The sequence below is a fragment of the Streptomyces sp. TRM68416 genome (assembly GCF_014596915.1).
In the GTDB taxonomy this organism is placed as follows: domain Bacteria; phylum Actinomycetota; class Actinomycetes; order Streptomycetales; family Streptomycetaceae; genus Streptomyces.
Genome location: NZ_JACVWU010000002.1, coordinates 210047 through 236951, shown reverse-complemented (window position 1 = coordinate 236951; position 26905 = coordinate 210047). Strand labels below are relative to the sequence as shown.

The window sequence follows — 26905 nt, the reverse complement described above, 5'->3', positions numbered from 1 at the left end:
AATCAGCCGTAGGTGTAGAAGCCCGACCCGGACTTCCGGCCCAGCCGGCCGGCGTCGACCATGCGCTGGAGCAGCGGGGGAGCGGCGTAGAGCGGTTCCTTGTACTCGTCGTACATGCTCTGCGCCACGGACGCGACCGTGTCCAGGCCGATCAGGTCGGACAGCTTCAGCGGGCCCATCGGGTGGGCGCAGCCGAGCTCCATGCCGTTGTCGATGTCCTCGCGGCTGGCGATGCCCGACTCGAACATCCGGATCGCGGAGAGCAGGTAGGGGATCAGCAGCGCGTTCACCACGAAGCCGGAGCGGTCCTGGGCGCGGATCGCGTGCTTGCCGAGCAGCTTCTCGGCGAAGGCCTGGGCGCGGCCGAGCGTGCCCTCGGAGGTGGTCAGCGCCGGGATCAGCTCGACGAGCTTCTGCACGGGGGCCGGGTTGAAGAAGTGGACGCCGATGACGTGGTCGGGCCGCGAGGTGGCGACCGCCAGCTTCACCAGCGGGATGGAGGAGGTGTTGGAGGCCAGGATGGCGTCGGGCCGGGTCACGACCTGGTCGAGCACCTGGAAGATCTCCGTCTTGACCTGCTCGTTCTCCACGACGGCCTCGATGACGAGGTCGCGGTCGGCGAACTCGCCCAGGTCGGTGGTGAAGCTCAGCCGCGCCTGCGTCGCCTCCAGCTCCTCCGCGGAGATCTTGCCGCGCTCGGCGGCCTTGGCCAGGGAGTTGAACAGCCGGGTGCGGCCGATCTCCAGGGCCTCGCCGGTGGTCTCGGCGACCCGCACCTCCAGGCCGGCGCGGGCGCACACCTCGGCGATGCCGGCTCCCATCTGGCCGCAGCCCACCACTCCGACGCGCGCGATGTCTCCCGCTGGGGTGTACGTCACATCGTCCCTTTCGCTGTCACTTCGGCTGTGGCAGGGTCACCGGGTCCCGGCGCGCCTGCTCCGTTCGTGCACGTTACTCCCAAGTATCGATGATCGATCGTCGGGGTCGGGCATTCTGGGGCGCGGAGACGGTCCGTGACGGTGCGGATCCGCAGCGCATGTGGGGGTGCAACAGGAATGGGCCGAGTGACTCGCCGGGCCTTCGCGCTGGCCGCGTTGGCGTCCCTGACAGCGGCTTCGGGAGCGAAGGCGTCGGGAGCGACGGCCGTGCCGAGGCGGCGGCATCCGGTCGGTGAGATGCGGGGCATGTGGCTGGCGACGGTCGCCAACCGCGACTGGCCCTCCCGGCAGGGTCTGACCGCCGCCCAGCAGCGGGCCGAGCTGATCGCCCACCTCGACACGGCGGTCCGGCGCCGGCTGAACACGGTGATCTTCCAGGTGCGGCCCACGGCGGACGCGCTGTGGCCCTCGTCGTACGAGCCCTGGTCGGCGTATCTGACCGGGACGCAGGGCAGGGCGCCCGGCTGGGACCCGCTCGGGACGGCCGTCCGCGAGGCCCACGCGCGCGGTCTGGAGCTGCACGCCTGGTTCAACCCGTACCGGATCGCCAACCACACGGACCTCACGAAGCTCGTCGCCTCCCACCCCGCCCGCAAGCGCCCGGACTGGGTGGTGCGGTACGGCGGCAAGCTCTACTACAACCCCGGGCTGCCCGAGGTCCGCGCCTTCGTGCAGGACGCGATGATGGACGCGGTGGCGAAGTACCCTATCGACGCCGTGCACTTCGACGACTACTTCTACCCGTATCCGGTGGCCGGCCAGACCTTCGACGACGACGCTGCCTACGACCGCCACGGCGGCGGCTTCGTCAACCGGGCCGACTGGCGGCGCGACAACATCGACCGGCTGGTGCGCGAGACGGCGGCCAGGATCCAGGAGGTCCGGCCCGGTACCCAGTTCGGGATCAGCCCGTTCGGGGTGTGGCGCAACGCGGGTACCGACCCGCTCGGCTCGAACACCCGGGCGCTCCAGGCCTACGACGAGCTGTACGCCGACACCCGGAAATGGGTCAGGGAGAACTGGATCGACTACATCTGCCCGCAGCTGTACTGGCACATCGGCAACGCCGCCGCCGACTACAAGGTGCTGCTGCCCTGGTGGGCGGAGGTGGCCCGGGGCACCGGCACGAAGCTGTACCTGGGCGAGGCCCTGTACCGGGCGGGCGACCCGGCACAGCCCGCCGCCTGGCAGGACCCGGCCGAGCTGTCCCGGCACCTCACGCTGGCCAGGAACCGTCCGGAGGTGCGCGGGCACGTCTTCTTCGCCGCACGGGAGGTGGCGGCGGATCCGAGCGGGGCCATGGCGCGGGTGGTCGCCGACCACTACGGTCAGCCGGCGATGCCCCCGCCCTGACACCTACTGAGAGGTGTTCTTGTGGCGGATCTCGGTGTCGGGGCCGGGGGAGCACAGGCCCTCGTGCCCGTCCTCGAACCGGACGCGGTACGGAGGGCTGCCCTCCTGGCCCAGTACCTCGACGATCTCGCCGACCTTGTCCTGCTGTCCGACCACCCTGCCGTGCTGAACAAGCTGGTCGCCGACGGTTGCACGCATCCGGAGAGCCTCCTCACCAAGTGCGGGAGCAGCGATAGCGGTCCGTGGTCTTGAGTCTACGGTCCGGGACGCCGGTGGGAAGTGGGCCGTACGGCCCACTCAGCCACGCGCCCGTTGGGTGACGGCGATGCAGACCAGCACCGCCGCGGCCGTCAGCGGAGCGGCCACGGTCAGCTGCTCGCCCAGCAGCAGCACCGACCACACCAGTGTGAGCAGGGGCTGGGCCAACTGCAACTGGCTGGCCTTCGGGATCCCGATCGCGGCCATGCCCCGGTACCAGACGACCAGCCCGAGGAACTGCGAGCCCGCCGCGACCCACAGCAGCCCGGCCACGCTGTGCGCGGTCAGCTCCACGGGCTCGTAGGACAGGGCGAGCGCGGCGGCGGGCACGCTGAGCGGCAGGCACATCACCAGCGCCCAGCCGATGACCTGCCAGCCCGGCATGGTGCGGGCCAGTCGGCCGCCCTCGGTGTAGCCGGCCGCGCACACCAGCAGCGCCCCGAAGAGATAGAGGTCGGCGGTGGTCAGGGCGCCGCCGCTCTGCTGCACGGTGAAGGCGACCACCGCGGCCGCGCCGGCCAGGGCCGCCGTCCAGAAGGTGCGCGAGGGCCGGGTGCCCACCCGAAGGGCCGAGAAGAGGGCGGTGGTCAGCGGGAGCAGGCCCACCACGACGGCCGCGTGCGCGGTGCTCGACGTCCGGAGCGCGAGCGTGGTCAGCATCGGGAAGCCGAAGACGACTCCGCCGCCCACGACGGCGAGGGCCGCCCAGTGCCGGCGGTCCGGCAGCGGGACACGCAGCGCGAGCAGGCAGCCGCCCGCGAGGAGGGCGGCGAGAGCGCTGCGCACGGCCACCAGCGACCAGGGGCCGAAGCCCTCCAGCCCCCAGGCGGTCGCCGGGAAGGTGAGGGAGAAGGCGATGACGCCGAGGGCGGCCATGAGGGTGCCGCCCGCCGTCGAGGCCCTGGCCGGGGTGTCGACCGCTATCCCGGTCGGGGCAGTAGCGCTACTCTGTGCTCTCATGCAAGAGCGTAGCAGCGTCGATGAACTGGCGGAACGGCTAAGGCGGGAGCTCGACCGCTACTCACCCGGAGGGAAGCTCCCGTCGAGCCGGGCCCTCGTGGAGCGGTTTCGGGTGAGCCCGGTGACGGTGTCGCGCGCCCTCGCCCAACTGTCCGCGGAGGGGCTGGTGGTGACCCGGCCCGGCGCCGGTGCGTTCCGGGCCCGGCCCCGCACCCGTACGGCCACGCCCGCCGGGGACACCTCCTGGCAGGAGGTCGCCCTGAGCGCGGACAGCTCCGCCGACCCCGTGCCGCGCTCGGTGGACGCCTCCGGGGTGCTCGTCTCGCTGGACGCCCCGGCACCCGGCGTGATCGAGTTCAACGGCGGCTATCTGCATCCCTCGCTCCAGCCGGAACGGGCGATGGCCGCCGCGCTGTCCCGGGCCGGACGCCGGCCCGGGGCCTGGGGCCGGCCGCCCATGGAAGGGCTGCCGGAGCTGCGGGAGTGGTTCGCGCGCGGCATCGGCGGCGCGGTGTCCGCGGCCGAGGTGCTCATCACCTCGGGCGGCCAGTCCGCGCTGACCACCGCACTGAGGGCGCTGACCACCCCGGGCACGCCGGTGCTCGTCGAGTCACCCACCTATCCCGGGATGCTGGCCATCGCACGGGCGGCGGGCCTGCGGCCGGTGCCGGTGCCGGTCGATCCGGACGGGGTGAAGCCGGACCTGCTCGCCGACGCGTTCCGGGCGACCGGTGCCCGTGTCTTCGTCTGCCAGCCGCTCTTCCAGAACCCCACCGGCGCCGTACTCGCCCCCCAGCGGCGCGGTGAGGTGCTGCGCATCGCGCGCGAGGCGGGCGCCTTCGTCGTCGAGGACGACTTCGTACGGCGGCTGGTGCACGAGGACGCCGGGCCGCTGCCGCGTCCGCTGGCCGCCGACGATCCCGACGGGGTCGTCGTGCACGTCGGCTCCCTGACCAAGGCGACCTCGCCGAGCTTCCGGGTCAGCGCCCTGGCCGCCCGTGGCCCGGTGCTGGAGCGGCTGCGCGCGATCCAGGTGGTCGACACCTTCTTCGTACCCCGGCCGCTGCAGGAGGCGGCCCTCGAACTGGTCGGCTCGCCCGCCTGGCCGCGCCATCTGCGGGCGATCTCCGCCGAGTTGCGCGCCCGCCGGGACGCCATGACGGCCGAGCTGCTGAGCGGGCTGCCCGACCTCGCCCTGCCGCACATCCCGTCCGGCGGCTACCACCTGTGGCTCCGGCTGCCCGAGGGCACCGACGACACCGCCCTCACCTCCGCCGCCCTGCGCGCCGGCGTCGCGATCACCCCGGGCCGCCCGTACTTCAGCGCCGAACCCCCGGCCCCCTTCGTGCGGTTGAGCTTCGCCGCGGCGGCGGGCACCGGGGAGATCATCGAGGGCGTACGGCGACTGCGGACGGCCTGCGACGAGGTACGGGCCCGCTGACCGCGTCGGCGAGCTTGGGTGCGTCGCTTCCTAGCTGTGCGGGACGGGCGCCACGCCGCACACGAACTCCGCCGACGCGAAGAGCGCGGGCGTCACGCGTATGCCGGTGATGCGGTGGGCGAGGGCGAAGGCCGCCTCGTCGATCAGGTCGAAGTCCTCGGCGCGGTCCTCGGCGTCGCTGAGGTCGAAGCCCGACTCCTTCATCTCGGCGAGGAGCCCGTCGGGATGGCTGCCGTCGCGCGCGTAGGCGAACAGCGGCTCGAAGTGCAGGCGCAGGGTGCCGTCCTCCCACCAGTTGAAGTGGTCCACCGCGTTGACGTTGCGGAAGTGGGAGACCACCCTGCGGCCGCGGGAGAGGGGGAGCATGATCTCGTCCAGAGTGCCCAGGTAGCCGTTGGGCTCGACCATGAGCGTCCAGTCGCCCAGGGTGGCCGCGCCCACGAACAGACGGTCGTGATCGCTCAGCTCGTACGCCGGCTCGCACAGCGTATCGACACCGGTGAGCCAGCCCGCCGGCTCGGCGTTGAGCTCCTGGAGCAGCTCCTCGGCGGTCAGTCCGCGGACGTAGGTGACGCAGTACGCCTCCATCAGGTCCTCGTACTCCGTGCCCAGCCACGTGTAGTCCGCGGCGGTCGTGATCCCGTTCATGCGCGCAGCATCGCACCCGCCACTGACAGCGCCCCCGGCGCCGGGCTGGGCTCGTCGCCCGCGCGAGCTCCATTTCTGGCGGCTTGTCCGGCTGGTCCTGACCGGGAAGTAAGGTTTCGCGCACCCTGGGTAACTCGGAGATAACACCACTTGACCTGCGGAGTTTCGGGAATCACGATCGCCGCATGTCGCTACGGGTCACGTTCGTCGCCGCCGCGCGGAGTTCTCCGCTGCTCGCGGAGCGTTTCGAGGACGACCGGCCGTTGGACCAGGCCGGCTGGGACGAGGTGCAGCGCGCCGCCCACGACCTGGTGCCGCTGTCGGCCGCGGAGCTGCGCTACTGCTCGCCCACGCCCCGCAGCCGCGCCACCGGCGACGCCCTCGGGTACGCGCCCCTGGTGCAGCTCGCGCTGCGGGACTGCGACATGGGCCGCTGGCGTGGGCTGACCCTCGGTGAGGCCATGGCCCGCGAACCCGACGCGGTGGACGCCTGGCTCGCAGACCCCCGCGGCACACCGCACGGCGGGGAGTCGTTGCTGGCGTTCATCGGCCGGGTCGGCGGCTGGCTCGACACCCGGCCGGTCGAGGACGGCGGCCGGGTGGTCGCCGTCGCCGAGCCCTCCGTGATCCGGGCCGCCCTGGTCTACGCCCTGAAGGCCCCGCCCGCGACCTACTGGAACCTCGATGTGCGCCCGCTGTCGACGACGACGGTCACCGGCCGGTCGGGCCGCTGGAACCTGCGCTTCGACGGGGTGCCGCCGCAGCCCTCGCGGGCGTAGGCGCGGTGATGTGCGTCATCAGTGCGCGGGGCCCCGCTCCGACAAGGGTTCCCGCGTGTAGTCAGTGGTGAGGACGAGGTCCTTAGCCGGGCCGCGCACGCGCCACACCGAGCGCCAGTGGTCGGCGTCGAGGACGGTGAACTCGCCGCGGTAGAGGTCGGCCGCGCAGGGGTGGTCGGCGATGTGGTGGCCCGTGGTCAGGTCCAGGTGGTGGAAGGGGCGGCCGTCGGCGAAGCGGACGTCCGCCGTGCCGGGCGGGCTCCCGGGCCGGAAGCGCAGGGTCCGCTCGGCCGGCCGGGCCACTCCCCGCCAGCGGAACGTGCCGTTCTCCTCGTGCAGCAGACCACCGCCGTCCAGGGGGCCGAAAAGCGTCGTGCCGGTGAACTCGCCCCGCTCGTCGCTCCCTTGGTCCAGCACCGAGCGGTGCACCCGCCACCCGCCCGTGAGATACGCCAGCACGTCCCGCACTGGCCAGAACTCGCCCATGGCGCCCTCGACTCCGTCCCGTCCGTTCCTGCGCGACCCATTGACGCCTTCCTGCCCCCTCCCTATCTTGCCGTTCGAGTTTCTGATCAGCGTCTGATATTTCGAACGAGTGTGTCCCGTACCGACCCACGCACATCGAGCCGCGGAGTATCCATGTCACGCACCGCCCGCACCCGCTGGAGACTCGGTCTCACCGCCACCGCCCTGGTGACGGCCGTCGCCGCGGTCCCGGCACCCGCGCACGCCGAGGACGTCACCGACTACGCGATCACCGTCGCCCCGTCCGCCCGGGGCGCGACGATCGACGACACGATGTACGGCGTCTTCTTCGAGGACATCAACCGGGCCGCCGACGGCGGTCTGTACGCCGAACTCGTCCAGAACCGCTCCTTCGAGTACTCCACCGCCGACAACGGCTCCTACACGCCGCTGACCTCCTGGAAGGTCGACGGCACGGCCGAGGTCGTGAACGACGCCGGGCGCCTGAACGAGCGCAACCGCAACTACCTCTCCCTGGGCGCCGGTTCCTCCGTCACGAACGCCGGCTACAACACCGGCGTCCACGTCGACCGGGGCAAGAAGTACGACTTCTCGGTGTGGGCCCGCGCCGGGAGCGGCAGCACCCTGACCGTCACCCTGAAGGACGCCGCCGGCCCCCTCGCCGACGCCCGCCGGGTCGCCGTACGGGGCGGCTGGGCCAAGTACACGGCCACCTTCACCGCGAGCCGCACCAGCTCCACCGGCCGCCTCGCCGTCGCCTCCTCCGGCGCCGCGGCGCTCGACATGGTCTCCCTCTTCCCGCGCGACACCTACAAGCGCCAGAGCAACGGCCTGCGCAAGGACCTCGCCGAGAAGATCGAGGCCCTCAACCCGGCGTTCGTGCGCTTCCCCGGCGGCTGCCTGGTCAACACCGGCTCCATGCAGGACTACAGCGAGGCCTCCGGCTGGCAGCGCAAACGCTCCTACCAGTGGAAGGACACCATCGGCCCGGTCGAGGAGCGGGCGACGAACGCCAACTTCTGGGGCTACAACCAGAGTTACGGCCTCGGCTACTACGAGTACTTCCGCTTCGCCGAGGACATCGGCGCGATGCCGCTGCCCGTCGTCCCCGCCCTGGTCACCGGCTGCGGCCAGAACCGCGCCACCGACGACGAGGCGCTGCTCCGGCGGCACATCCAGGACACCCTCGACCTCATCGAGTTCGCCAACGGCCCCGCGACCAGCCCCTGGGGCAGGAAGCGCGCCGAGATGGGCCACCCCAAGCCCTTCCGGCTGACCCACATCGGCGTCGGCAACGAGGAGAACCTGCCGGCTGAGTTCTTCGCCCGCTTCCAGAAGTTCCGCGCCGCCATCGAGGCGAAGTACCCGGACATCACGGTCGTCTCCAACTCCGGCCCCGACGACACCGGCACCGTCTTCGACAGCCTCTGGAAGATGAACCGCGAGGCGAACGTCGCCATGGTCGACGAGCACTACTACAACAGCCCGCAGTGGTTCCTGCAGAACAACGACCGCTACGACAGCTACGACCGCGGCGGCCCCAAGGTCTTCCTCGGCGAGTACGCCTCCCAGGGCAACGCCTTCAAGAACGCCCTCGCCGAGGCCGCCTTCATGACCGGCCTGGAGCGCAACGCCGACGTCGTCAAGCTCGCCAGCTACGCCCCGCTGCTCGCCAACGAGGACTACGTGCAGTGGCGGCCGGACCTGATCTGGTTCAACAACCGCACCTCCTGGAACTCGGCCAACTACGAGGTCCAGAAGCTGTTCATGACCAACGTCGGCGACCGCGTCGTCCCGTCCACCGCGACCGGCACCCCGAACGTCAGCGGCCCCATCACCGGCGCGGTCGGCCTGTCGACCTGGGCGACCAGCGCCGCGTACGACGATGTGAGGGTGACCGCGGCGGACGGCACCTCCCTGCTGAGCGAGGACTTCTCCGGCGACGCCTCCCGGTGGACCCACAACGGCACCGGCAGCTGGAGCATCCGGGACGGGGCCTACGTCCAGAGCGACGAAGCCGCCGAGAACACCATGGTCACCGCGGGCGACCCCGCCTGGCACGACTACGACCTGCACGTGAAGGCCACCAAGAAGTCCGGAAAGGAAGGCTTCCTCGTCGCCTTCGGGGTCAAGGACACCGGGAACTACTACTGGTGGAACCTGGGCGGCTGGAACAACACCCAATCCGCCGTCGAACGGGCCACGGACGGCGGCAAGTCGACGCTGATCTCCAAGGCCGGGTCGATCGAGACGGGCCGCGCCTACGACATCGACATCAAGGTGCGCGGCCGCCAGGTCACCCTGTACCTCGACGGCCGGGAATGGGGCAGCTTCACCGACGACAAGCCCGCCGAGCCGTTCCGCCAGGTCGTCACCGAGGACGCGAGGACCGGTGACCTGATCGTCAAGGTCGTCAACGCCCAGTCGGCGGCGGCCCGTACGGCGATCGACCTGGGCGGCGCGAAGGTCGCCTCCAGGGCCCGGGTGACCACCCTCGCGGCCGACCCGGACGCGGTGAACTCCGAGACCCACGCGCCGGTCACACCGGTGACCTCCACCTTCTCGCGGGTCGCGGGCGAGTTCACGTACACCTTCCCGGCGAACTCGGTCACGTTCCTGAGAATCAAGCAGAGGTAGCCGACTCACCCGCACGTCGTATCGAGGACGGCGGGCGTTCCCTGTGACGCCCGCCGTTCACGTGGCGCGGTGAGAGGCCGACCGCCCGGACCGCTCACCAGTAGGCACGGTCGTCCCACGCCCTGAAGCGGGCGAAGTCCAAGGGGTCGTCGTCGGCCTCGTCCAGGCCGGGGAGGCCCTCCGTACTGAGGGTGCCGCGCTGCCAGGCGAGGAGGGTGTCGATCAGGCCGTGCTCCAGGGGCGGGCCCTGGCGGGCGTGCCGGGGCCAGACGATCAGCGGCCAGGTGTCGGGGTCGTCGCCCCGGGTGAGCCAGCCGAGGTAGTCGCCGTCGATGGAGTTGGCGAACGGCAGGAAGCCGCCGGGCTCGGGCCACGCGGCCAGGGGCTGCGCCTCCGGGTATCCCGCGCGCAGACTCCGGTACGCGTCCAGCGTCTCCTCGACGTGGGTGGCGAAGCGCCGCCCGTCGGTCCGCAGCGGGGTGTGGAAGCGCAGCCAGTCGCTCCAGATGCCGGCGCCGTAGGTGTCCATCAGCGCCATGTACTCGCGCGGAAGCCGGATGCCCAGCTCGGTGAAGAGCCCCTCCCAGGTGCCGCCGCCGAGGTAGGGCGCCTCGGGCGGCGGAACCAGCAGCCGCAGTGCGTCCAGGCCCGTGCCGGTCTCCAGGGCGACCCGCAGGTCCTCCCCGGTGAGGCGGGGTGCGACCGGCGCGGGCGGCGCCCACGGCTCGGCCGTCTCCAGGAAGGCGGTACGGGCCATGCTGCCGGGCAGCGGACCCATCAGGGGACCGGGCGGTGAGGGCGATTCCCAGCCCTCGCGGACGGTGTGCCGGAGATAGCCGGTGAGGGTCAGCTCGTACGGGTGCCAGGGCCGCAGTCCGCTGCCGGGGACCGGGCCGCTGTGCTGGACGACCACCGTCCACCGGTCGGGGTCGTCGGAGACCGAGGTGTCCCAGAACAGGGTGTCGCCGCCCCGAGTGACGCCCCAGGCGAGGAGTCCGCCGGGCTCGGGGTGCAGCCGGGGCCGCTCGTCCTCCGGCAGCCGCCGGGCCTCGATCCGCGCCTCGCGCTGGGTCTCCCGCAGCCACTCCCCGTAGTCGAACCGTCCCTCCTGCGCGCACGGAACATGGACCCACAGATACTCGCCGAAGTCCAACGGCCCGTAGCGGTCGGCAAGTTGGCGGTAGTCGTCCGGCAGGCGCACCCCGAGCCAGTCCTCGACGGCCGCCCAGTCGACGGGCACGGGTGCGGGCGGGCGTTCGGCGTCGGGCTCGGCGAAGTCGGCCAGGTCCACGGTCACTTGACGTCTCCAAGGTGATCAACGGCGCGATGGCGCCGATTCTCTCCCACGACGCGCGACGGTGTCCGCCGCCGGGGCGCCGCCCTGTGTGCGTCCCGCTCGGCCTGCACGCCGCCCCGGCTCTCCGTTGGCCTGAGCCGGGCGTTAGCCTCGGCGGATGATTCCTGCGCCCCCTCCGAAGGTCGTCACACGCCACCGCGACGGGCGGATCCATGCCTACCTGACGGGCCCGGGCGCATTCGGAACGCTGGAACCCGCCGCAGTGTTCCAGCCGCGGGCCGGCGAGCAGGTCGTGGAGTCGGCGGTCCGGCCCGATCTGGAGCGAGTCGTGTACACGACCCTGAACGGGGTCGTCTGCCTCACGCAAGCCGGTGACCTGGTGTGGGCGTCGGATTTCGAGCCCCACTCCCACGTGCTTCACGGCCATCGGCCCGGCTGCGTGCTGTCTCCGGACGGCAGGACTGTGTGGGTCTACCGGCCGGACGCGATGGCGGGACGCGGGGGAGGAGACCAGTGGGTCGTGTACGACGCCGACAGCGGGACGGTCCTCGCCCGCCGCGCGCTGGACACGGTCGGGCACGGCGCCGGCCATCACGTGCACCCGGTGGACGGCAGCGTCTATCTCAACATCGGTGAGGGCCAGGACGGCTCCGTCATTCTCCGGGGTACGGCCGGGGCCGACGGCGAGGTGGAGTTCGTGACGTACCCCTGGTCGGACCGCTGCCTGATCGATCTGGCGCCCGACGGGCATCAGTTCATGACCGTCGACCATGGGCAGGCGGACGTCGCCTTCCACCGCCACCCCAGCGGCGACGTTCTCTTCACTCTCCCTGTCGAGGCCTTCGGGTACGACGGGGAGGAGACCTTTGTGGAATGGAGCGGCGGCTATCTGACCCCCGACATGGCTGTGGTCACCCTCGGCAGTGAGACCGAGGACGGGGAGGAGTGGTTCCGTTTCCGCCTGGTCGACGTGCGCACGGGCGCGATCAGCGGCGACATGGCCACTGAGGCGGCCCACGCCTACGACATGGCGCCCCTGGGTGACGGCTCCTGGCTCACCGACGGTCCCGGCGCCCACCCGGTCCGCTGGGCTCGTGCTCCGCACCCGGCAGGCTGAAGGGGCGCCTTACGGCCGTCGCAGTCGGGTCGTGTCGATCCCGGCTGCTCAGTCTCCGTCGTCGTCACGGCCGAGAGATCACTGGATTGCATAAACGTGCATGGAAACGTATAGTCATGCCATCACGAGGAGGTTTCCATGGCGGTACGCGCGGCGGTGGCCGGAGCGAGCGGATATGCGGGCGGGGAGCTCCTGCGCCTGCTGCTGGCCCACCCCCAGATCGAGATCGGTGCCCTGACCGGCAATTCCAACGCCGGACAGCGGCTCGGCGCGCTCCAGCCGCACCTCCTGCCGTTGGCCGACCGGGTGCTGCGGGAGACGACCCCCGAGGTGCTCGCCGGTCACGACGTCGTCTTCCTCGCGCTGCCGCACGGGCAGTCCGCCGCCGTCGCCGAACAGCTCGGACCGGACGTGCTCGTCGTCGACATGGGAGCCGACTTCCGCCTCAAGAACCCGGCCGACTGGGAGACCTTCTACGGCTCCCCGCACGCCGGCACCTGGCCGTACGGCCTGCCCGAACTTCCGGGTGCCCGCGCCGCGCTGGAGGGGTCCAAGCGCATCGCGGTACCCGGTTGCTACCCGACCGCCGTCTCCCTCGCCCTCTTCCCGGCGTACGCGGCCCGGCTCGCCGAGGCCGAGGCCGTGATCGTCGCCGCCTCCGGCACCTCCGGCGCGGGCAAGGCGCCCAAGCCGCATCTGCTGGGCAGCGAGGTCATGGGCTCCATGACGCCGTACGGCGTCGGCGGCGGCCACCGGCACACGCCCGAGATGATCCAGAACCTCAGCGCGGCCGCGGGGGAGCGGGTCTCCGTCTCCTTCACGCCCACCCTCGCGCCGATGCCCCGCGGCATCCTCGCCACCTGCACCGCGAAGGCCAGGCCCGGCGTCACCGCCGACTCCGTCCGCGCCGCCTACGAGAAGGCCTTCGCCGACGAGCCCTTCGTGCACCTGCTCCCCGAGGGACAGTGGCCCGCCACCGCGTCCGTCTACGGTTCCAACGCCGTTCAGGTGCAGGTCGCGTACGACGGGGCGGCGGGCCGCATCATCGCGATCAGCGCCATCGACAACCTGACCAAGGGCACCGCGGGCGGTGCCGTGCAGAGCATGAACATCGCCCTGGGGATCGACGAGACCACCGGGCTTTCCACGATCGGAGTCGCACCGTGAGTGTCACGGCAGCCAAGGGGTTCACGGCGGCGGGCATCGCCGCCGGGATCAAGGAGAACGGCAACCCGGACCTGGCCCTCGTGGTCAACAACGGGCCGCGCCGCGCCGCCGCGGGCGTCTTCACCTCCAACCGCGTGAAGGCCGCGCCGGTCCTGTGGTCCGAACAGGTGCTGAAGAGCGGTGAACTGACCGCCGTCGTCCTCAACTCCGGTGGCGCCAACGCCTGTACGGGCCCCAAGGGCTTCCAGGACACGCACGCCACCGCCGAGAAGGCCGCCGACGTGCTCGGCATCGGCGCCGGCGAGGTGGCCGTGTGCTGCACCGGCCTGATCGGCGTACTCCTGCCCATGGACAAGCTGCTCCCCGGCGTCGAGACCGCCGCGGCCCAGCTCTCCGAGCACGGCGGCGAGAAGGCCGCCATCGCCATCAAGACCACCGACACCGTCCACAAGACGTCCGTCGTCACCAAGGACGGCTGGACCGTCGGCGGCATGGCCAAGGGCGCGGGCATGCTCGCGCCGGGCCTGGCCACGATGCTGGTCGTCCTCACCACCGACGCCGACCTCGACAGCGCGACCCTGGACAAGGCGCTCAGGGACGCCACCCGGACCACCTTCGACCGCGTCGACTCCGACGGCTGCATGTCCACCAACGACACCGTGCTGCTGCTCGCCTCCGGCGCCGCCGAAGTCACCCCGGAATACGCGGAGTTCGCCGAGGCCGTACGGACCGTCTGCGACGACCTCGGCCAGCAGCTCATCCGGGACGCCGAGGGCGCCAGCAAGGACATCAAGGTCGAGGTGGTCAACGCCGCGACCGAGGACGACGCCGTCGAGGTGGGCCGCTCCATCGCCCGCAACAACCTCCTCAAGTGCGCCATCCACGGCGAGGACCCCAACTGGGGCCGCGTGCTCTCCGCGATCGGCACCACGAAGGCCGCCTTCGAGCCGGACCGGCTCAACGTCGCCATCAACGGCGTCTGGGTCTGCAAGAACGGCGGCGTCGGCGAGGACCGCGACACCGTCGACATGCGCTACCGCGAGGTGCACATCGTCGCCGACCTCGCCGCGGGCTCCGAGACCGCCACCATCTGGACCAACGACCTCACCGCCGACTACGTCCACGAGAACAGCGCGTACTCGTCATGAGCAATCCCACGCGGAAGCACACCGCGCTCCCCAAGGCCCAGATCCTCATCGAGGCGCTGCCCTGGCTGGTCCGGCACAACGGCAAGACCGTCGTCATCAAGTTCGGCGGCAACGCCATGGTCGACGAGGAGCTGAAGGCCGCGTTCGCCCAGGACGTCGTCTTCCTGCACCACGCCGGCCTCAAGCCCGTCGTCGTGCACGGCGGCGGCCCGCAGATCAGCGCCGCCCTCGACAGGCACGGCATCGTCAGCGAGTTCAAGGCCGGCCTGCGCGTCACCACCGAGGACGCCATGGACGTCGTACGGATGGTGCTGGCCGGGCAGGTGCAGCGCGAGCTGGTCGGACTGCTCAACCAGCACGGGCCGCTGGCCGTCGGACTGACCGGCGAGGACGCGCACACCATCACCGCCACCAAGCACCTGCCCGAGATCGACGGCGAGTCCGTCGACATCGGACGGGTGGGCGAGATCACCTCCATCGACACGGGCGCGATCGAGGCCCTGCTCGCCGACGGCCGCATCCCGGTCGTCTCCTCGATCGCCCGCAGCCAGGACGACGGACATGTCTACAACGTCAATGCTGATACGGCGGCTGCGGCACTCGCTGCTGCGCTGGGCGCCGAAACCCTCATGGTCCTCACGGACGTCGAAGGCCTCTACGAGGACTGGCCCCACTCCGACGAGGTGATCAGCCGCCTCACCGCCTCCCAACTGGAGAAGCTCCTGCCGGAGTTGAGCTCCGGCATGGTGCCGAAGATGGAGGGCTGCCTGCACGCCGTGCGCAACGGTGTGCACACCGCGCGCGTCATCGACGGCCGGGTCCAGCACTCGATCCTGCTGGAGATCTTCACGGACGAAGGCATCGGCACGATGGTCGTGCCCGACGGATGCGATCAGGGGGAGTCATGACCAACCAGGAGCTCACCGGCCGGTGGCAGGGCGCGCTCATGAACAACTACGGCACCCCGCGGCTGCCCCTGGTCCGCGGCGAGGGCACCAGGGTGTGGGACGCCGACGGCAAGCAGTACCTCGACTTCGTCGGCGGTATCGCGGTCAACGCCCTCGGCCACGCGCACCCGGCGGTCGTCGAGGCCGTGAGCCGGCAGATCGCGTCGCTCGGCCATGTCTCCAACCTGTTCATCGCCGAGCCCCCCGTCGCCCTCGCCGAACGGCTGCTGACGCACTTCGGCCGCGACGGCAAGGTGTACTTCTGCAACTCCGGTGCCGAGGCCAACGAGGGCGCCTTCAAGATCGGCCGACTGACCGGGCGCAGCCACATGGTCGCCACCCAGGGCGGCTTCCACGGCCGCACCATGGGCGCCCTCGCGCTCACCGGCCAGCCCGGCAAGCAGGACCCCTTCCTGCCGCTGCCCGGTGACGTCACCCACGTCCCCTACGGCGACGCGCAGGCGCTCGCCGCCGCGGTCACCGAGGAGACGGCCCTGGTGATCATCGAGCCGCTCCAGGGCGAGAACGGCGTGGTCGCGCCGCCGCCCGGCTACCTGAAGGCGGCCCGGGCGATCACCGCCGCGTCCGGCTCCCTCCTCGTCCTGGACGAGGTGCAGACGGGTGTCGGCCGTACCGGGCACTGGTTCGAGTACCAGGCCCACGAGGGCGTCCTGCCCGACGTCGTCACCCTCGCCAAGGGCCTCGGCGGCGGGCTGCCGCTCGGCGCGACGGTCGCCTTCGGGCGGGCCGCCGAGCTGCTGCAGCCCGGCCACCACGGGACCACGTTCGGCGGTAACCCCGTCGCCTGCGCCGCGGGACTCGCCGTGCTCGACACGATCGCGAACGAGGGGTTGCTGGAGAACGTCAAGCGGCAGAGCGAGAAGTTGCGGGACGGGATCGAGTCACTCGGGCACGGGCTGGTCGCCCACGTCCGGGGCGCGGGCCTTCTCCTGGGTATCGTGCTCACCGAGCCGCGCGCAGCCCAGGTGCAGCAGGCGGCTCAGGACGCCGGCCTCCTGGTGAACGCGCCCGCCCCCGATGTCGTACGGCTGATGCCGCCGCTGAATCTCGGCGACGACGAGGTGGACGCCTTCCTCCACATGCTGCCCGGCATCCTAGACGTGGCCAACGGGGACGGATGATCCGGGGAATGGGACGACGATGAGTCAGGCGCAGGACCACGAGCACGCAGGGAACGGGCCCGCCGTGCCGCAGACCCGCACCGCACGCCACCGCCGGATCGTGGACATCCTCAACCGGCAACCGGTGCGGTCGCAGAGCCAGTTGGCGAAGCTGCTGGCGGACGACGGGCTGACGGTGACGCAGGCGACGCTCTCCCGGGATCTGGACGAGCTGAACGCGGTGAAGATCCGCAACAACGACGGCGACCTGATCTACGCGGTGCCGAGCGAAGGGGGCTTCCGTACGCCCCGGGCGCCGCTGGGGGAGTCGGCGAAGGAAGAGCGGATGCGGCGGCTGTCGCAGGAGCTGCTGATCTCCGCGGAGGCCTCGGCGAACCTCGTGGTCCTGCGGACCCCTCCGGGGGCGGCGCAGTTCCTCGCGTCGGCGATCGACCAGGCCGAGCTGCACGACATCCTCGGGACGATCGCGGGCGACGACACGTTGCTGCTGATCAGCCGGGACCCCAGTGGCGGACAGGCCCTGGCGGAACATCTGCTGCGGCTGGCCCAGAACGGCCACTGAAGGGGGCGGTTGCGGTTTCCGTGCCGGGTGCGGGTGCGTGGGGGCTGGTCGCGCAGTTCCCCGCGCCCCTTACGTCGGCACAGTCACGCAAGCCGTTCCAGCAACCTAGCCTGCGTGCCGCCCACTCCCTCCGCCGAGCCTGCGTGTCGCCTGGGGCGGCGCCCACCCTGGCAGGCGGTGCTGGCCCGCGCCGCTGAGCCTGCGGGCAGTCGTGCCGCTGGGGCGGCACGGGTGGGCGCAGGCGGCACCCCGGTAGCGCCGGGCTGCGGGACCCCCCGCTCAGCCCAGCCGCGCCGCCAGGCCCCCCGTGCAGCGCACCTCGTCGCCCGCTGTGATCAGCAGGGCCTCCACGTCGGGCAGGGACTCCAGCCAGCGCAGGCCCGCCCGTGACCCCATCGCGAAGGCGGCCGTCGCCCAGCAGTCGGCCCAGGTCAGTTCGGGCGCCACGACGGTCACGGCGACGAGGTCGGTGACCGCGGAGCGGCCCGTGCGCGGGTCGACGATGTGCGCGCCCCGCTCCGCCGTCCCCGACGTGGCCACCGCCAGCTCCGCAGCCCCCGCCGCCGAGACGACCGCCGCCAGCCCGCCCGGCCGCACGGGATCCGCCACCCCCACCCGCCAGGGACGCCCGGGCCCGGGCGTCCCGAGGAGTTGCACGTCCCCGCCCCCGTTGACGCTCACCCCGCTCGCCCCGGCCGCCGCCAGCGTGCGCGCGGCACGCTCGACGGCCCAGCCCTTCACGATCCCGGTCGGATCGAGCCGGCCCTCGTACGACGTGCTGAACCAGCCGTCGCTGACCCGCTCGGCCTCCGCGCCCAGCGCCAGCACCCGCCCCACCTCGGGGGCGCACTCCTCGACGGTCAGCTCCCCCCGTACCAGCCGGGAGACCTCACTGTCCTCGCGGTAGGTGCTGAACACCTCGTCGACCCGGTGCAGCCCCGCCACCGCCTCCGCCAGGGCGGCCGCCACCGCGCCCGGATCCCCGCCGCGGACGTCGAAGGAGAAGACGGTCCCCATGACCTCCTCCACGTGACGCACCGCGGCGGGAGCCTCCGCCGGTTCCGCCACCGACTCAGCCACCGACCTGGTCCAGGGCCGACTGCAGCGACTGCTTGTAGCCGTTGCTGGTGTACGTGGCCCCGGACACCGCGTCGATCTCCGCGCTCCCGGCCGCCACCGCGGCCTGGTTGAGCTTCGGTACGGCGTTGCCGTTGATCTGCGTGCTCTGCCCGCCGCTGGGCGACTGGACGGCCTCCGCCTCGGTGATCTTCCCGCTGCTGACGGTGATCCGGACCTGCACGGGCCCGTACTGGGTGTCCACGACAGTGCCGGTGACGGTCTGCGGCGCGGCGGCCTCGGCGCTGCCGGCACCCGGCTCCTGCGCCTCCTGACCGGCCGTGTCCATCTTGTCCAGCGCCGACTGCAGCGACTCCTTGTAGCCGTCGCTGGTGTACGTCGCCCCGGACACCGCGTCGATCTCCGCGCTCTGCGTGCCCAGTGCCGCCCGGTTGAGCCGCGGCACGGCCATGTCGGTGATCTGGGTGCTGCGGCCTCCGCTGGGCGCCTGGACGGCCTCGGCCGCGGTGATCTTCCCGTCGCTCACGGTCAGCCGGACCTGGACGGTCCCGTACTGGGTCTTCACCGCGTCTCCGGTGACCGTCCCCGGCTGCTCGGCATTGCTGCCGCCCTGGGCCGACTCCTGCGCCGCCGCGGTCTGCTGCGGGGCCGCTCCGCCCGCCGCGGAGGCGGCGGCCGGGTCGGAGCCCGGCTTGAGCGACAGCAGCAGTACGATCCCGGACACGGTGGCGGCGCCGGCCAGCACGAAACGCCGGATCGGATGACTCTTCCTCATGCTCCTACAGCTCCTGAAATCCCGTCGCTCACATCTCGAACGACTCGTGATGGATGCGGCGGGCGGGCACTCCCGCGCCGCGCAGTGCTTCGTAGACGGACTGTGCGAAGCCGGGCGGCCCGCACAGGAAGACGTCGTGCTTGTCGATGTCGGGCAGCTTGTCCCGCAGCCGCTCCGCGGAGATGTCCGGGCGCTCGCCGTCCGGGCTGTTCACCGCGTACATCAGCCGCGCGCCCCGCTCGTCGGCGATGGCGGCCAGCTCGTCCCACAGGGCCAGGTCCTGGGTGCTGTTGGCCCGGTACAGCAGGGTGATGTCGCCGGAGGCGCCCGGCAGGGTCTCGAACAGCGCCCGCATGGGCGTGATCCCGACGCCGCCCGCCACCAGCAGCACCTTGCCGCGGCTGCGGCGCTGGGCGGTCAGCGCGCCGTACGGGCCCTCCGCCCACACCCTGGTGCCCGGTTCCAGCTCGCGCAGCCCGGCGCTGTGGTCGCCGATCGCCTTGACGGTGATCCGCAGCATGTCGGGGCGGGGCGCCGCCGACAGCGAGTACGGGTGGGAGCTGAACCGCATGCCCGGCGCCAGGAACCGCCACCGGAAGAACTGGCCCGCCTCCGCGCCCATCCGGTGCAGCTTCTGCCCGCGGATCAGCACCGACACGATCCCCGGCGTCTCCTCGTAGACCGCCTCGACGCGCATCCGGTGCCGCAGGTTCAGCCGGACGGGGGTGATGACGCGGTACCAGAGCACCAGCGCGGTGACCGAGCCGTACAGCCCGTACCAGACGGTCTTCGCGGCGGGTTCGACGGCGAAGTCGTTGCCGGTGGTGAGCTGGTGCCAGAACGTCAGGAAGACCGCCGCGTACGTCAGCAGGTGGACGTGGTACCAGGTGTCGTACGGGATCCTGCGCCGGACCGGGCCGATCGAGATCAGTCCGATGAGGAACAGCAGGCCGGTGCCGATGGCGGCCTTGCCCATGTCCGGCAGCTGGTTGATCGAGTCGACGGTCTGGGTGACGATGTCGCCGAGTCCCTTGCCCGCCTGGAGGGCGTAGCCCCACATGATCAGGAAGACGTGGGCGAGGGTCAGACAGAGCGTGTAGCGGCCGCTCATCGCGTGCCAGCGGGCGACCCGGTCGGAGCCCACCCGGCGTTCCAGGGCGGGCACCCGGGCCATCTGGAGGACCACCAGCGCCATCAGGTAGCCGGCCAGCAGTCCGGTGATCCGGCCCGCGTTGGTGATCCGGCTGGCGGTGTCGGTGACGGCGGGGGTGTTCTGCCACCACAGCCACAGCACGCCGGCCGCCCCCGCCCACACGGCGAGCAGCAACAGGGTCGCCGGTGAGCGGCGCGGACGGATACGGCGCATCGTCTGGCGGCGAGCGGCACGGCCGCCTGCGAGCGTGGTGGTCACGGTTCCTCCGGGGACGGACAAGGGTGGGCGTGGTCCCTCGGCCCAGAGGTACGTGTGAGAACCCCGGTGTGTTCAGCTCACCGACGGCGGGAGCGGCAGCGGCACCCCGGGCAGCCCGTCCAGGCTGGCGGCGATGTCCCGCTTGGCGAAGTAGGCGCTGAGCGAGTCGTCGTCCTCGCGCGCGAAGCGCCTGCCGTGCAGATCGCGGTCCTCGTCGTAGGTCATGAGGGGCACCGCGTATCCGCAGGAGTCGCGGACGCGCTCGGCCCGTACGACGATGATCGCGCGCAGGCCGTGCAGGCCCGGGTCGATGTCCGGGAAGTGGGCGAGGAGTTCGGGGAACCGGGGGTCGTCACGGAACACCGGCTCGCCGCGGCCGTGCACGCGGACGATGTTGGGCGGGCCCTGGAAGGCGCACCACATGAGCGTGATCCGGCCGTTCTCGCGCAGATGCGCGACGGTCTCGGCGTTGGAGCCGGCGAAGTCGAGGTAGGCCAGGGTGAGGTCGTCGAGGACCGCGAAGGAGCCCTTGAGGCCCTTGGGGGAGAGGTTGACGGTTCCGTCACCGGACAGAGGGGCGGTCGCCGTGAAGAACAGGGGCTGCTCTTCGATGAACTTCCGCAGTCTGCCGTCTATGCGCTCATAAGTTTTTCCCACGTCCACCGATTATGGACGAGGTTAGTTTGCCTGTCTAACGAATTCCGGGCGCGTGAACGCCATGGCCGCCCCGGCCGGCGTGCAAACGGGGCGGCCATGGCCGTCTGTCACGTCACTTGACGAGCGTGCAGGTGGCGAGGGAGTTGAGGCCCTGGGGTTTGGCGGCCGTGCGGCCGATGGAGATGGCGATGCGGTCGATGGTGGCGGTGCGCTTGCCGGCGAGGGGGCCGAGGATGGCGTTCTGGACGAAGTTGGGTCCGCCCTGGCCGACGGTGTTGACCAGGCGCTGGTTGGCTTCCTGGATCTGGGTGTTGAGCAGGGCGAGGTTGCGGTCGACCTCGGCCCTGGCGGAGGCCGGGACGGCCGGCAGCTTGGAGCGGACGTCCGGGCAGCTGATCCTGCCGACCGCGCCCGCGTTGCCGGCGTTGCCCGCGTTGCCCGTGTTCCCCGCGTTGCCCGTGTTCCCGCCCGCCGCCGGGGTGGGGGTGGCCTTGGCCCCGCCGCCGCCCGCGTTGGTCCCGGTGGCGTTGAGGGTGCAGGTGGCGAGGGAGTTGAGGCCCTGGGGCTTGGCGGCCGTGCGGCCGATGGAGATGGCGATGCGGTCGATGGTGGCGGTGCGCTTGCTGGCGAGGGGGCCGAGGATGGCGTTCTGGACGAAGTTGGGTCCGCCCTGGCCGACGGTGTTGACCAGGCGCTGGTTGGCTTCCTGGATCTGGGTGTTGAGCAGGGCGAGGTTGCGGTCGACCTCGGCCTTCGCGCCGGCGGGGACCGCGGGGAGTCGGGAGGCGACGTCCGGACAGCTGATCGTGCCGGGCCCGGCCAGCGTCCGGGCCGGGGTGTTGCTCTTCGCGGACTCCCCGGCGAGTGCGGAGTTGGCGATCACCGCGCCGGACAGCGCCACCGCGGCGGCGCCGCCGATCATCGCGACGCGACGCTTGTTGTACTTCGGAAGAGCCCTGGACATGCGGATGCCTCACTCGGGTCGTGGGTGTCGTCAGTGGCGTGGGGGTGCGAACGCGGCGCCTGCGTTCGGCGAGAGATACGGGAAAGCGGTTTCGTCCGTTCAAAGGGAAAGCGAGGATTCCCGCCGAGACGCTCCCGCCGCCGCTCGATTGACGAATCATGCAGAGCACTGCATACTCATGCAGGTCGGTGGAGGAAGCGAGACCGGGCACCACCCAGACGACCGCCTCCCCGTTCACGCCACGGGGAGGCGGCACACCATCCAGACCTCCGAGGAGCACAGCTAGTGAGCAGCAACACCGGTGACGTACGGCTCTGGGGCGGCCGCTTCGCCGACGGCCCCGCCGAGGCCCTGGCCAAGCTGTCCGCGTCCGTCCACTTCGACTGGCGCCTCGCCCCCTACGACATCGCGGGCTCGCGTGCCCACGCGCGCGTGCTGCACCAGGCGGGGCTGCTCACCGAGGACGAGCTGACCCGGATGATCGCGGGCCTGGACCGGCTCGAAGCCGACGTCGCCGACGGCTCCTTCGTCGGCACCATCGCCGACGAGGACGTCCACACCGCCCTGGAGCGGGGCCTGCTGGAGCGTCTCGGCCCCGACCTCGGCGGCAAGCTGCGCGCCGGACGGTCGAGGAACGACCAGGTGGCGACCCTCTTCCGGATGTACCTGCGGGACCACGCCCGCACCATCGGCGGCCTGATCGCCGACCTCCAGGACGCGCTGATCGGCCTCGCGGAGGCGCACCCGGACGTGGCCATGCCCGGCCGCACCCACCTCCAGCACGCCCAGCCGGTGCTCTTCGCCCACCATGTCCTCGCGCACGTGCAGTCCCTGTCCCGGGACGCCGAGCGGCTGCGCCAGTGGGACGAGCGGACGGCCGTCTCGCCGTACGGCTCCGGCGCCCTCGCCGGTTCCTCGCTCGGCCTGGACCCGGAGGCGGTGGCGAAGGACCTCGGCTTCGAGCACGGCTCCGCGGCCAACTCCATCGACGGCACGGCCTCCCGGGACTTCGTCGCGGAGTTCGCCTTCATCACCGCGATGATCGGCGTGAACCTCTCCCGGATCGCCGAGGAGGTCATCATCTGGAACACGAAGGAGTTCTCCTTCGTGACCCTGCACGACGCCTTCTCCACCGGCTCCTCGATCATGCCGCAGAAGAAGAACCCGGACATCGCGGAGCTGGCCCGGGGCAAGAGCGGCCGCCTGATCGGCAACCTCACCGGCCTGATGGCGACCCTCAAGGCGCTGCCCCTCGCCTACAACCGCGACCTCCAGGAGGACAAGGAGCCGGTCTTCGACTCCATCGACCAACTGGAGGTCCTGCTCCCCGCCTTCACCGGCATGATGGCCACGCTCACGGTCCACCGCGAGCGCATGGAGGAACTGGCCCCGGCCGGCTTCTCCCTCGCCACCGACATCGCCGAGTGGCTGGTCAAGCAGGGCGTGCCGTTCCGCGTCGCGCACGAGGTCGCCGGCGAGTGCGTCAAGGTCGCCGAGTCCGAGAACAAGGAACTGGACGAACTGACGGACGACCAGTTCGCAAAGATCTCCGCCCACCTGACCCCCGAGGTCCGGACGGTCCTCAACGTCCCGGGCGCCCTGGCGTCGCGGAACGGCCGGGGCGGTACGGCGCCGAGTGCGGTGGCGGTGCAACTGGCAGAGGTGAAGCGGGACGTGGCGGCGCAGCACGAATGGGCGAGTGCCAAGAATTAGCGGCAGGACAACGCCCTGAAGGGGCGCGGGGAACTGCGCGACAAGCCACGGCGAATCCGCACCCGCCTGAGAGCCGTGACCCCCGAGCTCTCAGGCGCCCGGCTCCCCCGGCGGAGCGTGATCGCAGGTTAGGTTGGGGCGGAGCCGTACCGGAGCCGACCGAACGGAGCCCGCGATGCCCTTCGCCCGACTGGCAACCGCAACGACCCCCACTTGCCACATCGGCCTGGGCCTAGCCGCTGTCGGCCGCCCCGGCTACATCAACCTCGGCCGAGACGAAGACCTCGGAGCGAACCGCGGCGTCGACACCCTGCGCACCCGCACGCACGAACTCCTCGACGCCGCCTACGCCCAGGGCGTCCGCTACTTCGACGCGGCCCGCTCCTACGGCCGCTCGGAGGAGTTCCTCGCCGACTGGCTGAACGCCCGCCCCGACATCGACGACATCGTCATCGGCAGCAAGTGGGGCTACACCTACACGGCCGGCTGGACGACGGACGCCGAGGTCCACGAGGTCAAGGACCACAGCCTGGCCGCGTACGAGCGCCAGCGCGCCGAGTCCGACGCCCTGCTCGGCGAGCGGCTCGACCTCTACCAGATCCACTCGGTGACCCCGGACTCGCCCGCCCTCACCGACAAGGACCTGCACGCCCGGCTGGCCGAGGCCGCCGCCCAGGGCCTCACCGTCGGCTTCTCCACCAGCGGCCCCGCCCAGGCCGACGCGATCCGCGCCGCCCTCGCCGTGACCGTCGACGGCGAACCCCTCTTCCGTACCGTGCAGTCGACGTACAACGTCCTGGAGACCTCCGCGGCGCCCGCCCTGGCCGAGGCCCACGACGCCGGGCTCACGGTGATCGTGAAGGAGGGCATGGCCAACGGCCGGCTCGCCGAGCCGTACGCCCCGGACGCGCTGAAGGCCGTAGCCGCACAGGCGTCTTTGGGCTGCGATGCGGTGGCCCTCGCGTTCGTGCTGCGTCAGCCGTGGGCCGGGGTCGTCCTATCCGGCGCCGCCACCACCGTCCAGCTCGCCTCCAACCTGCACGCCCCGGTCGTCGACCTCGACGAGGAGGGGCTGGCGCGGCTCGCGGCCCTGGTGGAGGAGCCGCGGGCGTACTGGGAGCGGCGCGGGCAGCTGCCCTGGCACTGAGACACTGCTCGATCCCTTGTACGTGAGTCACGCATGCCCAGCGTGAGACATCAATGTCTCACCTGGGCTATAGTCGTCTCATGGCTGTCGATCGTGACCATGTGCTGCGCAGTGCCGCGGCCCTGCTGACCCGGAAATCCACCGCGACCATGGACGAGGTCGCCAAGGCGGCCGGGATCAGCCGGGCCACCCTGCACCGGCAGTTCGCCGGCCGTGACGCGCTCGTGCGGGCGCTGGAGTCGCTCGGCATCGCCGAGTGCGAGGCCGCGATGGAAGCGGCCCGCCTGGACGAGGGCACCGCCACCGAGGCCGTACGGCGGCTCGTGCGCGAGATCGAGCCCGCGGCCGGACTGCTCGCGTTCCTCGTCACCGAGAACCAGCTGTTCGAGGGCGAGGAGCAGAACGCGGGCTGGGCCCGGCTCGACGCCCGCATCGCCGCCCTGTTCCGGCGCGGCCAGCTCGACGGCGAGTTCCGCATCGACCTGTCACCCGTGTGGCTCACCGAGGCGTTCTACGGGCTCGTCGGCTCCGCCGCCTGGTCCGTACTGGACGGCCGAGTGGCCGCCAAGGACTTCCAGTTCATGATCGTCGAGCTGTTGCTCGGCGGCGCGCTACGGAGAGAGGAACCATGACCAGCACCCTGCAGCCGACGACCACGACCGAGGCGGTGAAGCGCCCCGGCCGCTGGCTCGCGCTGTCCGTCCTCGTGCTCGCCGTGCTGCTGGTGGCCGTCGACGCGACCGTCCTCGGTCTCGCCACCCCCTACATCAGCGAGGACCTGAGACCCTCGGGCACCCAGCTCCTGTGGATCGGCGACGTCTACTCCTTCGTCCTCGCCGGTCTGCTCGTCTCCATGGGCAGCCTCGGCGACCGCATAGGCCGCAAGCGGATCCTGCTCGTGGGCGCCACGGCGTTCGGCGCGATATCCCTGCTCAACGCCTACGCGACCACGCCGGAGACGATGATCCTGGCCCGGGCGCTGCTCGGTGTCGCGGGCGCCACCCTGATGCCGGCCACGCTCGCCCTGATCCGCAACCTCTTCCACGACCCGCGCGAACGCAGCCTCGCCGTCGGCATCTGGGGCGCCACCGCCTCCGCCGGTACGGCGGTCGGGCCGATCGTCGGCGGCTTCCTGCTCGAGCACTTCTGGTGGGGCTCGGTCTTCCTGATCAACCTGCCCGTGATGGCCGTCCTGGTCGTCGTCGGCATCCGGATGCTGCCGGAGTCCCGCGACCCGAACCCCGGCCCCTGGGACCTGCTCAGCGTTCTGCTGTCGCTGGTCGGCATGGTCGGGGTCGTCTACGCCGTCAAGGAGGCCGCCGCGTACGGCCTCGCCTGGGAGCCGCTCGCCGTGGGCCTGCTCGGCGCCGCCGCGCTCTACGCCTTCGTCCGCCGCCAGCTCACCCTGCCGGCGCCGCTGCTGGACATGCGGCTGTTCCGCAACCGCGGCTTCAGCGGGGCGGTCCTCGCCGACCTGCTGACCATCCTCGGACTGGCGGGCCTGGTGTTCTTCCTCTCCCAGTACCTGCAACTCGTGCAGGGCAGGGGCCCGTTCGAGGCGGGCCTGGCCGAACTGCCCGCCGCCGTCGGCGCGGTGGCGGCCGGCCTGGTCGCGGGCCGGGTGGCGCGCCGCTTCTCGGTGCGTGCCGTGGTCTCCGGCGGTCTGGCCGCGGTCGGCCTGGCCCTGGCCGCGCTGACCGTGATCGACAGCTCGACCGGCTACCCGCTGCTCGGCGCCGCCCTCCTGGTCGTCGGCATCGGTGCGGGCTTCTCGTTCACCGTGACGGCCGACGTCATCCTGAGCTCCGTACCCAAGGAGCAGGCGGGCTCGGCATCAGCGGTCTCCGAGACGGCGTACGAACTGGGCGCCGCCCTCGGCATCGCCGGACTGGGCTCCATCGTGACGGGCGTCTACCGCGACTTCACGGGCCCGGCCGGCACCCCGGCGGACGCCCACGAGTCACTGGGCGCCGCGGTGGAGGCGGCGGCCGGCCTGCCGGCCCACACGGGCCAGGAACTGCTGACCTCGGCCCGGGACGCCTTCGTCGACGGCCTGACCCTGGCCGCGGGCACGGGAGCGGCCGTCCTGCTGGCGGCGTCGGTGGCGGCCTGGTTCATGCTGCGGGGACAGCGGCTGGAGGAGAACCGGGGTTAGGGCCTGTCCGGCGGATCAGGTCGCAGGAAAGCGGCGGTGACTCACCGGCATGATCCGCCGGACAGACCTAGGGCCCACCCGGACGCGGGGCACGGTCCTGGGCGCTCCCAGGACCGGTGCCCCACC

The 26905-nt window shown here is 71.7% G+C and carries 25 protein-coding genes; 14 read left to right on the top strand and 11 right to left on the bottom strand.

Annotated elements, in window-relative coordinates:
• Positions 1–2: 2 nt before the first annotated feature.
• Positions 3–878 carry a 3-hydroxybutyryl-CoA dehydrogenase gene (locus ICC28_RS04285; protein ID WP_188287023.1) on the bottom strand — a complete coding sequence of 292 codons (876 nt, stop codon included), beginning with the start codon at positions 876–878 and terminating at the stop codon, positions 3–5.
• Between the two features lie 177 nt (positions 879–1055).
• Here ICC28_RS04285 and ICC28_RS04280 point away from each other — a divergent pair, with 177 nt between their 5' ends.
• Complete coding sequence (locus ICC28_RS04280; RefSeq protein WP_188287022.1) at positions 1056–2291, top strand: glycoside hydrolase family 10 protein; 1236 nt, start codon at positions 1056–1058, stop codon at positions 2289–2291.
• A 3-nt stretch (positions 2292–2294) separates the two neighbouring features.
• On the opposite strand, the gene ICC28_RS04275 is transcribed toward ICC28_RS04280, so the two are convergent.
• Entirely contained in the window at positions 2295–2489 is a 195-nt protein-coding gene (locus ICC28_RS04275; RefSeq protein WP_188287021.1) for a DUF1918 domain-containing protein, read from the bottom strand.
• 99 nt (positions 2490–2588) lie between these two features.
• Positions 2589–3509, bottom strand: coding sequence for a DMT family transporter (locus ICC28_RS04270; RefSeq protein WP_188287020.1), 921 nt, complete (start codon positions 3507–3509; stop codon positions 2589–2591).
• Here ICC28_RS04270 and ICC28_RS04265 point away from each other — a divergent pair.
• Positions 3508–4950 (top strand): PLP-dependent aminotransferase family protein, encoded by a 1443-nt coding sequence (locus ICC28_RS04265; RefSeq protein ID WP_188287019.1) that lies wholly within the window; start codon positions 3508–3510, stop codon positions 4948–4950. The two genes, ICC28_RS04270 and ICC28_RS04265, sit on opposite strands and share 2 nt — an antisense overlap.
• Before the next feature lie 30 nt (positions 4951–4980).
• Here ICC28_RS04265 and ICC28_RS04260 read toward each other — a convergent pair whose 3' ends face one another.
• Positions 4981–5598, bottom strand: coding sequence for a DUF6461 domain-containing protein (locus tag ICC28_RS04260; RefSeq protein ID WP_188287018.1), 618 nt, complete (start codon positions 5596–5598; stop codon positions 4981–4983).
• A gap of 185 nt (positions 5599–5783) precedes the next feature.
• On the opposite strand from ICC28_RS04260, the gene ICC28_RS04255 reads away from it, so the two are divergent.
• Positions 5784–6377 carry a histidine phosphatase family protein gene (locus ICC28_RS04255; RefSeq protein ID WP_188287017.1) on the top strand — a complete coding sequence of 198 codons (594 nt, stop codon included), beginning with the start codon at positions 5784–5786 and terminating at the stop codon, positions 6375–6377.
• An 18-nt stretch (positions 6378–6395) separates the two neighbouring features.
• Here ICC28_RS04255 and ICC28_RS04250 read toward each other — a convergent pair whose 3' ends face one another.
• Positions 6396–6863, bottom strand: a complete 468-nt coding sequence (locus ICC28_RS04250) for a DUF6314 family protein (RefSeq protein ID WP_188287016.1) — start codon at positions 6861–6863, stop codon at positions 6396–6398.
• Between the two features lie 153 nt (positions 6864–7016).
• Between ICC28_RS04250 and ICC28_RS04245 the strand changes: the two genes are divergently transcribed.
• The gene (locus ICC28_RS04245; RefSeq protein WP_188287015.1) at positions 7017–9500 is read left to right on the top strand and encodes an alpha-L-arabinofuranosidase C-terminal domain-containing protein; all 2484 of its coding nucleotides are present in this window, start codon (positions 7017–7019) and stop codon (positions 9498–9500) included.
• A 94-nt stretch (positions 9501–9594) separates the two neighbouring features.
• Here the strand turns inward: ICC28_RS04245 and ICC28_RS04240 are convergent, their stop codons facing one another.
• Complete coding sequence (locus tag ICC28_RS04240; protein ID WP_188287014.1) at positions 9595–10797, bottom strand: SMI1/KNR4 family protein; 1203 nt, start codon at positions 10795–10797, stop codon at positions 9595–9597.
• Positions 10798–10954: 157 nt separating this feature from the next.
• Between ICC28_RS04240 and ICC28_RS04235 the strand changes: the two genes are divergently transcribed.
• The 6 genes from ICC28_RS04235 (at position 10955) to ICC28_RS04210 (ending at position 16880) form a co-directional block, all read left to right on the top strand.
• A complete protein-coding gene (locus tag ICC28_RS04235; protein ID WP_188287013.1) occupies positions 10955–11914 on the top strand; it encodes a hypothetical protein in 960 nt (319 codons plus the stop codon).
• Positions 11915–12052: 138 nt separating this feature from the next.
• Entirely contained in the window at positions 12053–13081 is a 1029-nt protein-coding gene (gene argC, locus ICC28_RS04230) for an N-acetyl-gamma-glutamyl-phosphate reductase (protein ID WP_188287012.1), read from the top strand.
• Positions 13078–14229, top strand: coding sequence for a bifunctional glutamate N-acetyltransferase/amino-acid acetyltransferase ArgJ (argJ, locus tag ICC28_RS04225; protein WP_188287011.1), 1152 nt, complete (start codon positions 13078–13080; stop codon positions 14227–14229). Before argC ends, argJ begins: the two co-directional genes overlap by 4 nt.
• Positions 14226–15137, top strand: coding sequence for an acetylglutamate kinase (gene argB / locus ICC28_RS04220; RefSeq protein ID WP_188287010.1), 912 nt, complete (start codon positions 14226–14228; stop codon positions 15135–15137). Before argJ ends, argB begins: the two co-directional genes overlap by 4 nt.
• Positions 15134–16318: an acetylornithine transaminase gene (locus ICC28_RS04215; protein ID WP_188287009.1), complete on the top strand. Its 1185-nt coding sequence runs from the start codon at positions 15134–15136 to the stop codon at positions 16316–16318. Before argB ends, ICC28_RS04215 begins: the two co-directional genes overlap by 4 nt.
• Positions 16319–16337: 19 nt before the next feature.
• Positions 16338–16880: an arginine repressor gene (locus ICC28_RS04210; protein ID WP_188287008.1), complete on the top strand. Its 543-nt coding sequence runs from the start codon at positions 16338–16340 to the stop codon at positions 16878–16880.
• A gap of 279 nt (positions 16881–17159) precedes the next feature.
• On the opposite strand, the gene ICC28_RS04205 is transcribed toward ICC28_RS04210, so the two are convergent.
• From ICC28_RS04205 to ICC28_RS04185, 5 genes are all read right to left on the bottom strand, one after another.
• Positions 17160–17948, bottom strand: coding sequence for an FAD:protein FMN transferase (locus ICC28_RS04205; RefSeq protein ID WP_188287246.1), 789 nt, complete (start codon positions 17946–17948; stop codon positions 17160–17162).
• Between the two features lie 4 nt (positions 17949–17952).
• A complete protein-coding gene (locus tag ICC28_RS04200; protein WP_188287007.1) occupies positions 17953–18732 on the bottom strand; it encodes an FMN-binding protein in 780 nt (259 codons plus the stop codon).
• Between the two features lie 28 nt (positions 18733–18760).
• Positions 18761–20143 carry a ferric reductase-like transmembrane domain-containing protein gene (locus ICC28_RS04195; protein ID WP_188287006.1) on the bottom strand — a complete coding sequence of 461 codons (1383 nt, stop codon included), beginning with the start codon at positions 20141–20143 and terminating at the stop codon, positions 18761–18763.
• Positions 20144–20215: 72 nt separating this feature from the next.
• Positions 20216–20800: a pyridoxamine 5'-phosphate oxidase family protein gene (locus ICC28_RS04190; RefSeq protein ID WP_188287005.1), complete on the bottom strand. Its 585-nt coding sequence runs from the start codon at positions 20798–20800 to the stop codon at positions 20216–20218.
• A 112-nt stretch (positions 20801–20912) separates the two neighbouring features.
• Positions 20913–21764, bottom strand: a complete 852-nt coding sequence (locus ICC28_RS04185) for a hypothetical protein (RefSeq protein ID WP_188287004.1) — start codon at positions 21762–21764, stop codon at positions 20913–20915.
• A 285-nt stretch (positions 21765–22049) separates the two neighbouring features.
• Here ICC28_RS04185 and argH point away from each other — a divergent pair, with 285 nt between their 5' ends.
• From argH to ICC28_RS04165, 4 genes are all read left to right on the top strand, one after another.
• Positions 22050–23477, top strand: a complete 1428-nt coding sequence (argH, locus tag ICC28_RS04180) for an argininosuccinate lyase (RefSeq protein ID WP_188287003.1) — start codon at positions 22050–22052, stop codon at positions 23475–23477.
• A 175-nt stretch (positions 23478–23652) separates the two neighbouring features.
• Positions 23653–24624: an aldo/keto reductase gene (locus ICC28_RS04175; protein ID WP_188287002.1), complete on the top strand. Its 972-nt coding sequence runs from the start codon at positions 23653–23655 to the stop codon at positions 24622–24624.
• An 80-nt stretch (positions 24625–24704) separates the two neighbouring features.
• The gene (locus ICC28_RS04170) at positions 24705–25256 is read left to right on the top strand and encodes a TetR/AcrR family transcriptional regulator (RefSeq protein ID WP_223188335.1); all 552 of its coding nucleotides are present in this window, start codon (positions 24705–24707) and stop codon (positions 25254–25256) included.
• Complete coding sequence (locus ICC28_RS04165; protein ID WP_188287000.1) at positions 25253–26779, top strand: MFS transporter; 1527 nt, start codon at positions 25253–25255, stop codon at positions 26777–26779. The genes ICC28_RS04170 and ICC28_RS04165 overlap by 4 nt, the downstream gene beginning before the upstream one ends.
• Positions 26780–26905 lie beyond the last annotated feature (126 nt).

What these genes read in the sequence shown, in the direction of transcription:
- ICC28_RS04215 (WP_188287009.1), top strand. Translation starts at nt 15,134, where the DNA reads ATGACCAACCAGGAGCTCACCGGCCGGTGGCAGGGCGCGCTCATGAAC.
- ICC28_RS04175 (WP_188287002.1), top strand. Translation starts at nt 23,653, where the DNA reads ATGCCCTTCGCCCGACTGGCAACCGCAACGACCCCCACTTGCCACATC.
- ICC28_RS04255 (WP_188287017.1), top strand. Translation starts at nt 5,784, where the DNA reads ATGTCGCTACGGGTCACGTTCGTCGCCGCCGCGCGGAGTTCTCCGCTG.
- argC (WP_188287012.1), top strand. Translation starts at nt 12,053, where the DNA reads ATGGCGGTACGCGCGGCGGTGGCCGGAGCGAGCGGATATGCGGGCGGG.
- ICC28_RS04210 (WP_188287008.1), top strand. Translation starts at nt 16,338, where the DNA reads ATGAGTCAGGCGCAGGACCACGAGCACGCAGGGAACGGGCCCGCCGTG.
- ICC28_RS04265 (WP_188287019.1), top strand. Translation starts at nt 3,508, where the DNA reads ATGCAAGAGCGTAGCAGCGTCGATGAACTGGCGGAACGGCTAAGGCGG.
- ICC28_RS04245 (WP_188287015.1), top strand. Translation starts at nt 7,017, where the DNA reads ATGTCACGCACCGCCCGCACCCGCTGGAGACTCGGTCTCACCGCCACC.
- ICC28_RS04165 (WP_188287000.1), top strand. Translation starts at nt 25,253, where the DNA reads ATGACCAGCACCCTGCAGCCGACGACCACGACCGAGGCGGTGAAGCGC.
- ICC28_RS04250 (WP_188287016.1), bottom strand. Translation starts at nt 6,863, where the DNA reads ATGGGCGAGTTCTGGCCAGTGCGGGACGTGCTGGCGTATCTCACGGGC.
- ICC28_RS04235 (WP_188287013.1), top strand. Translation starts at nt 10,955, where the DNA reads ATGATTCCTGCGCCCCCTCCGAAGGTCGTCACACGCCACCGCGACGGG.
- ICC28_RS04275 (WP_188287021.1), bottom strand. Translation starts at nt 2,489, where the DNA reads ATGCGTGCAACCGTCGGCGACCAGCTTGTTCAGCACGGCAGGGTGGTC.
- ICC28_RS04280 (WP_188287022.1), top strand. Translation starts at nt 1,056, where the DNA reads ATGGGCCGAGTGACTCGCCGGGCCTTCGCGCTGGCCGCGTTGGCGTCC.
- ICC28_RS04170 (WP_223188335.1), top strand. Translation starts at nt 24,705, where the DNA reads ATGGCTGTCGATCGTGACCATGTGCTGCGCAGTGCCGCGGCCCTGCTG.
- ICC28_RS04270 (WP_188287020.1), bottom strand. Translation starts at nt 3,509, where the DNA reads ATGAGAGCACAGAGTAGCGCTACTGCCCCGACCGGGATAGCGGTCGAC.
- ICC28_RS04260 (WP_188287018.1), bottom strand. Translation starts at nt 5,598, where the DNA reads ATGAACGGGATCACGACCGCCGCGGACTACACGTGGCTGGGCACGGAG.
- ICC28_RS04200 (WP_188287007.1), bottom strand. Translation starts at nt 18,732, where the DNA reads ATGAGGAAGAGTCATCCGATCCGGCGTTTCGTGCTGGCCGGCGCCGCC.
- argB (WP_188287010.1), top strand. Translation starts at nt 14,226, where the DNA reads ATGAGCAATCCCACGCGGAAGCACACCGCGCTCCCCAAGGCCCAGATC.
- ICC28_RS04185 (WP_188287004.1), bottom strand. Translation starts at nt 21,764, where the DNA reads ATGTCCAGGGCTCTTCCGAAGTACAACAAGCGTCGCGTCGCGATGATC.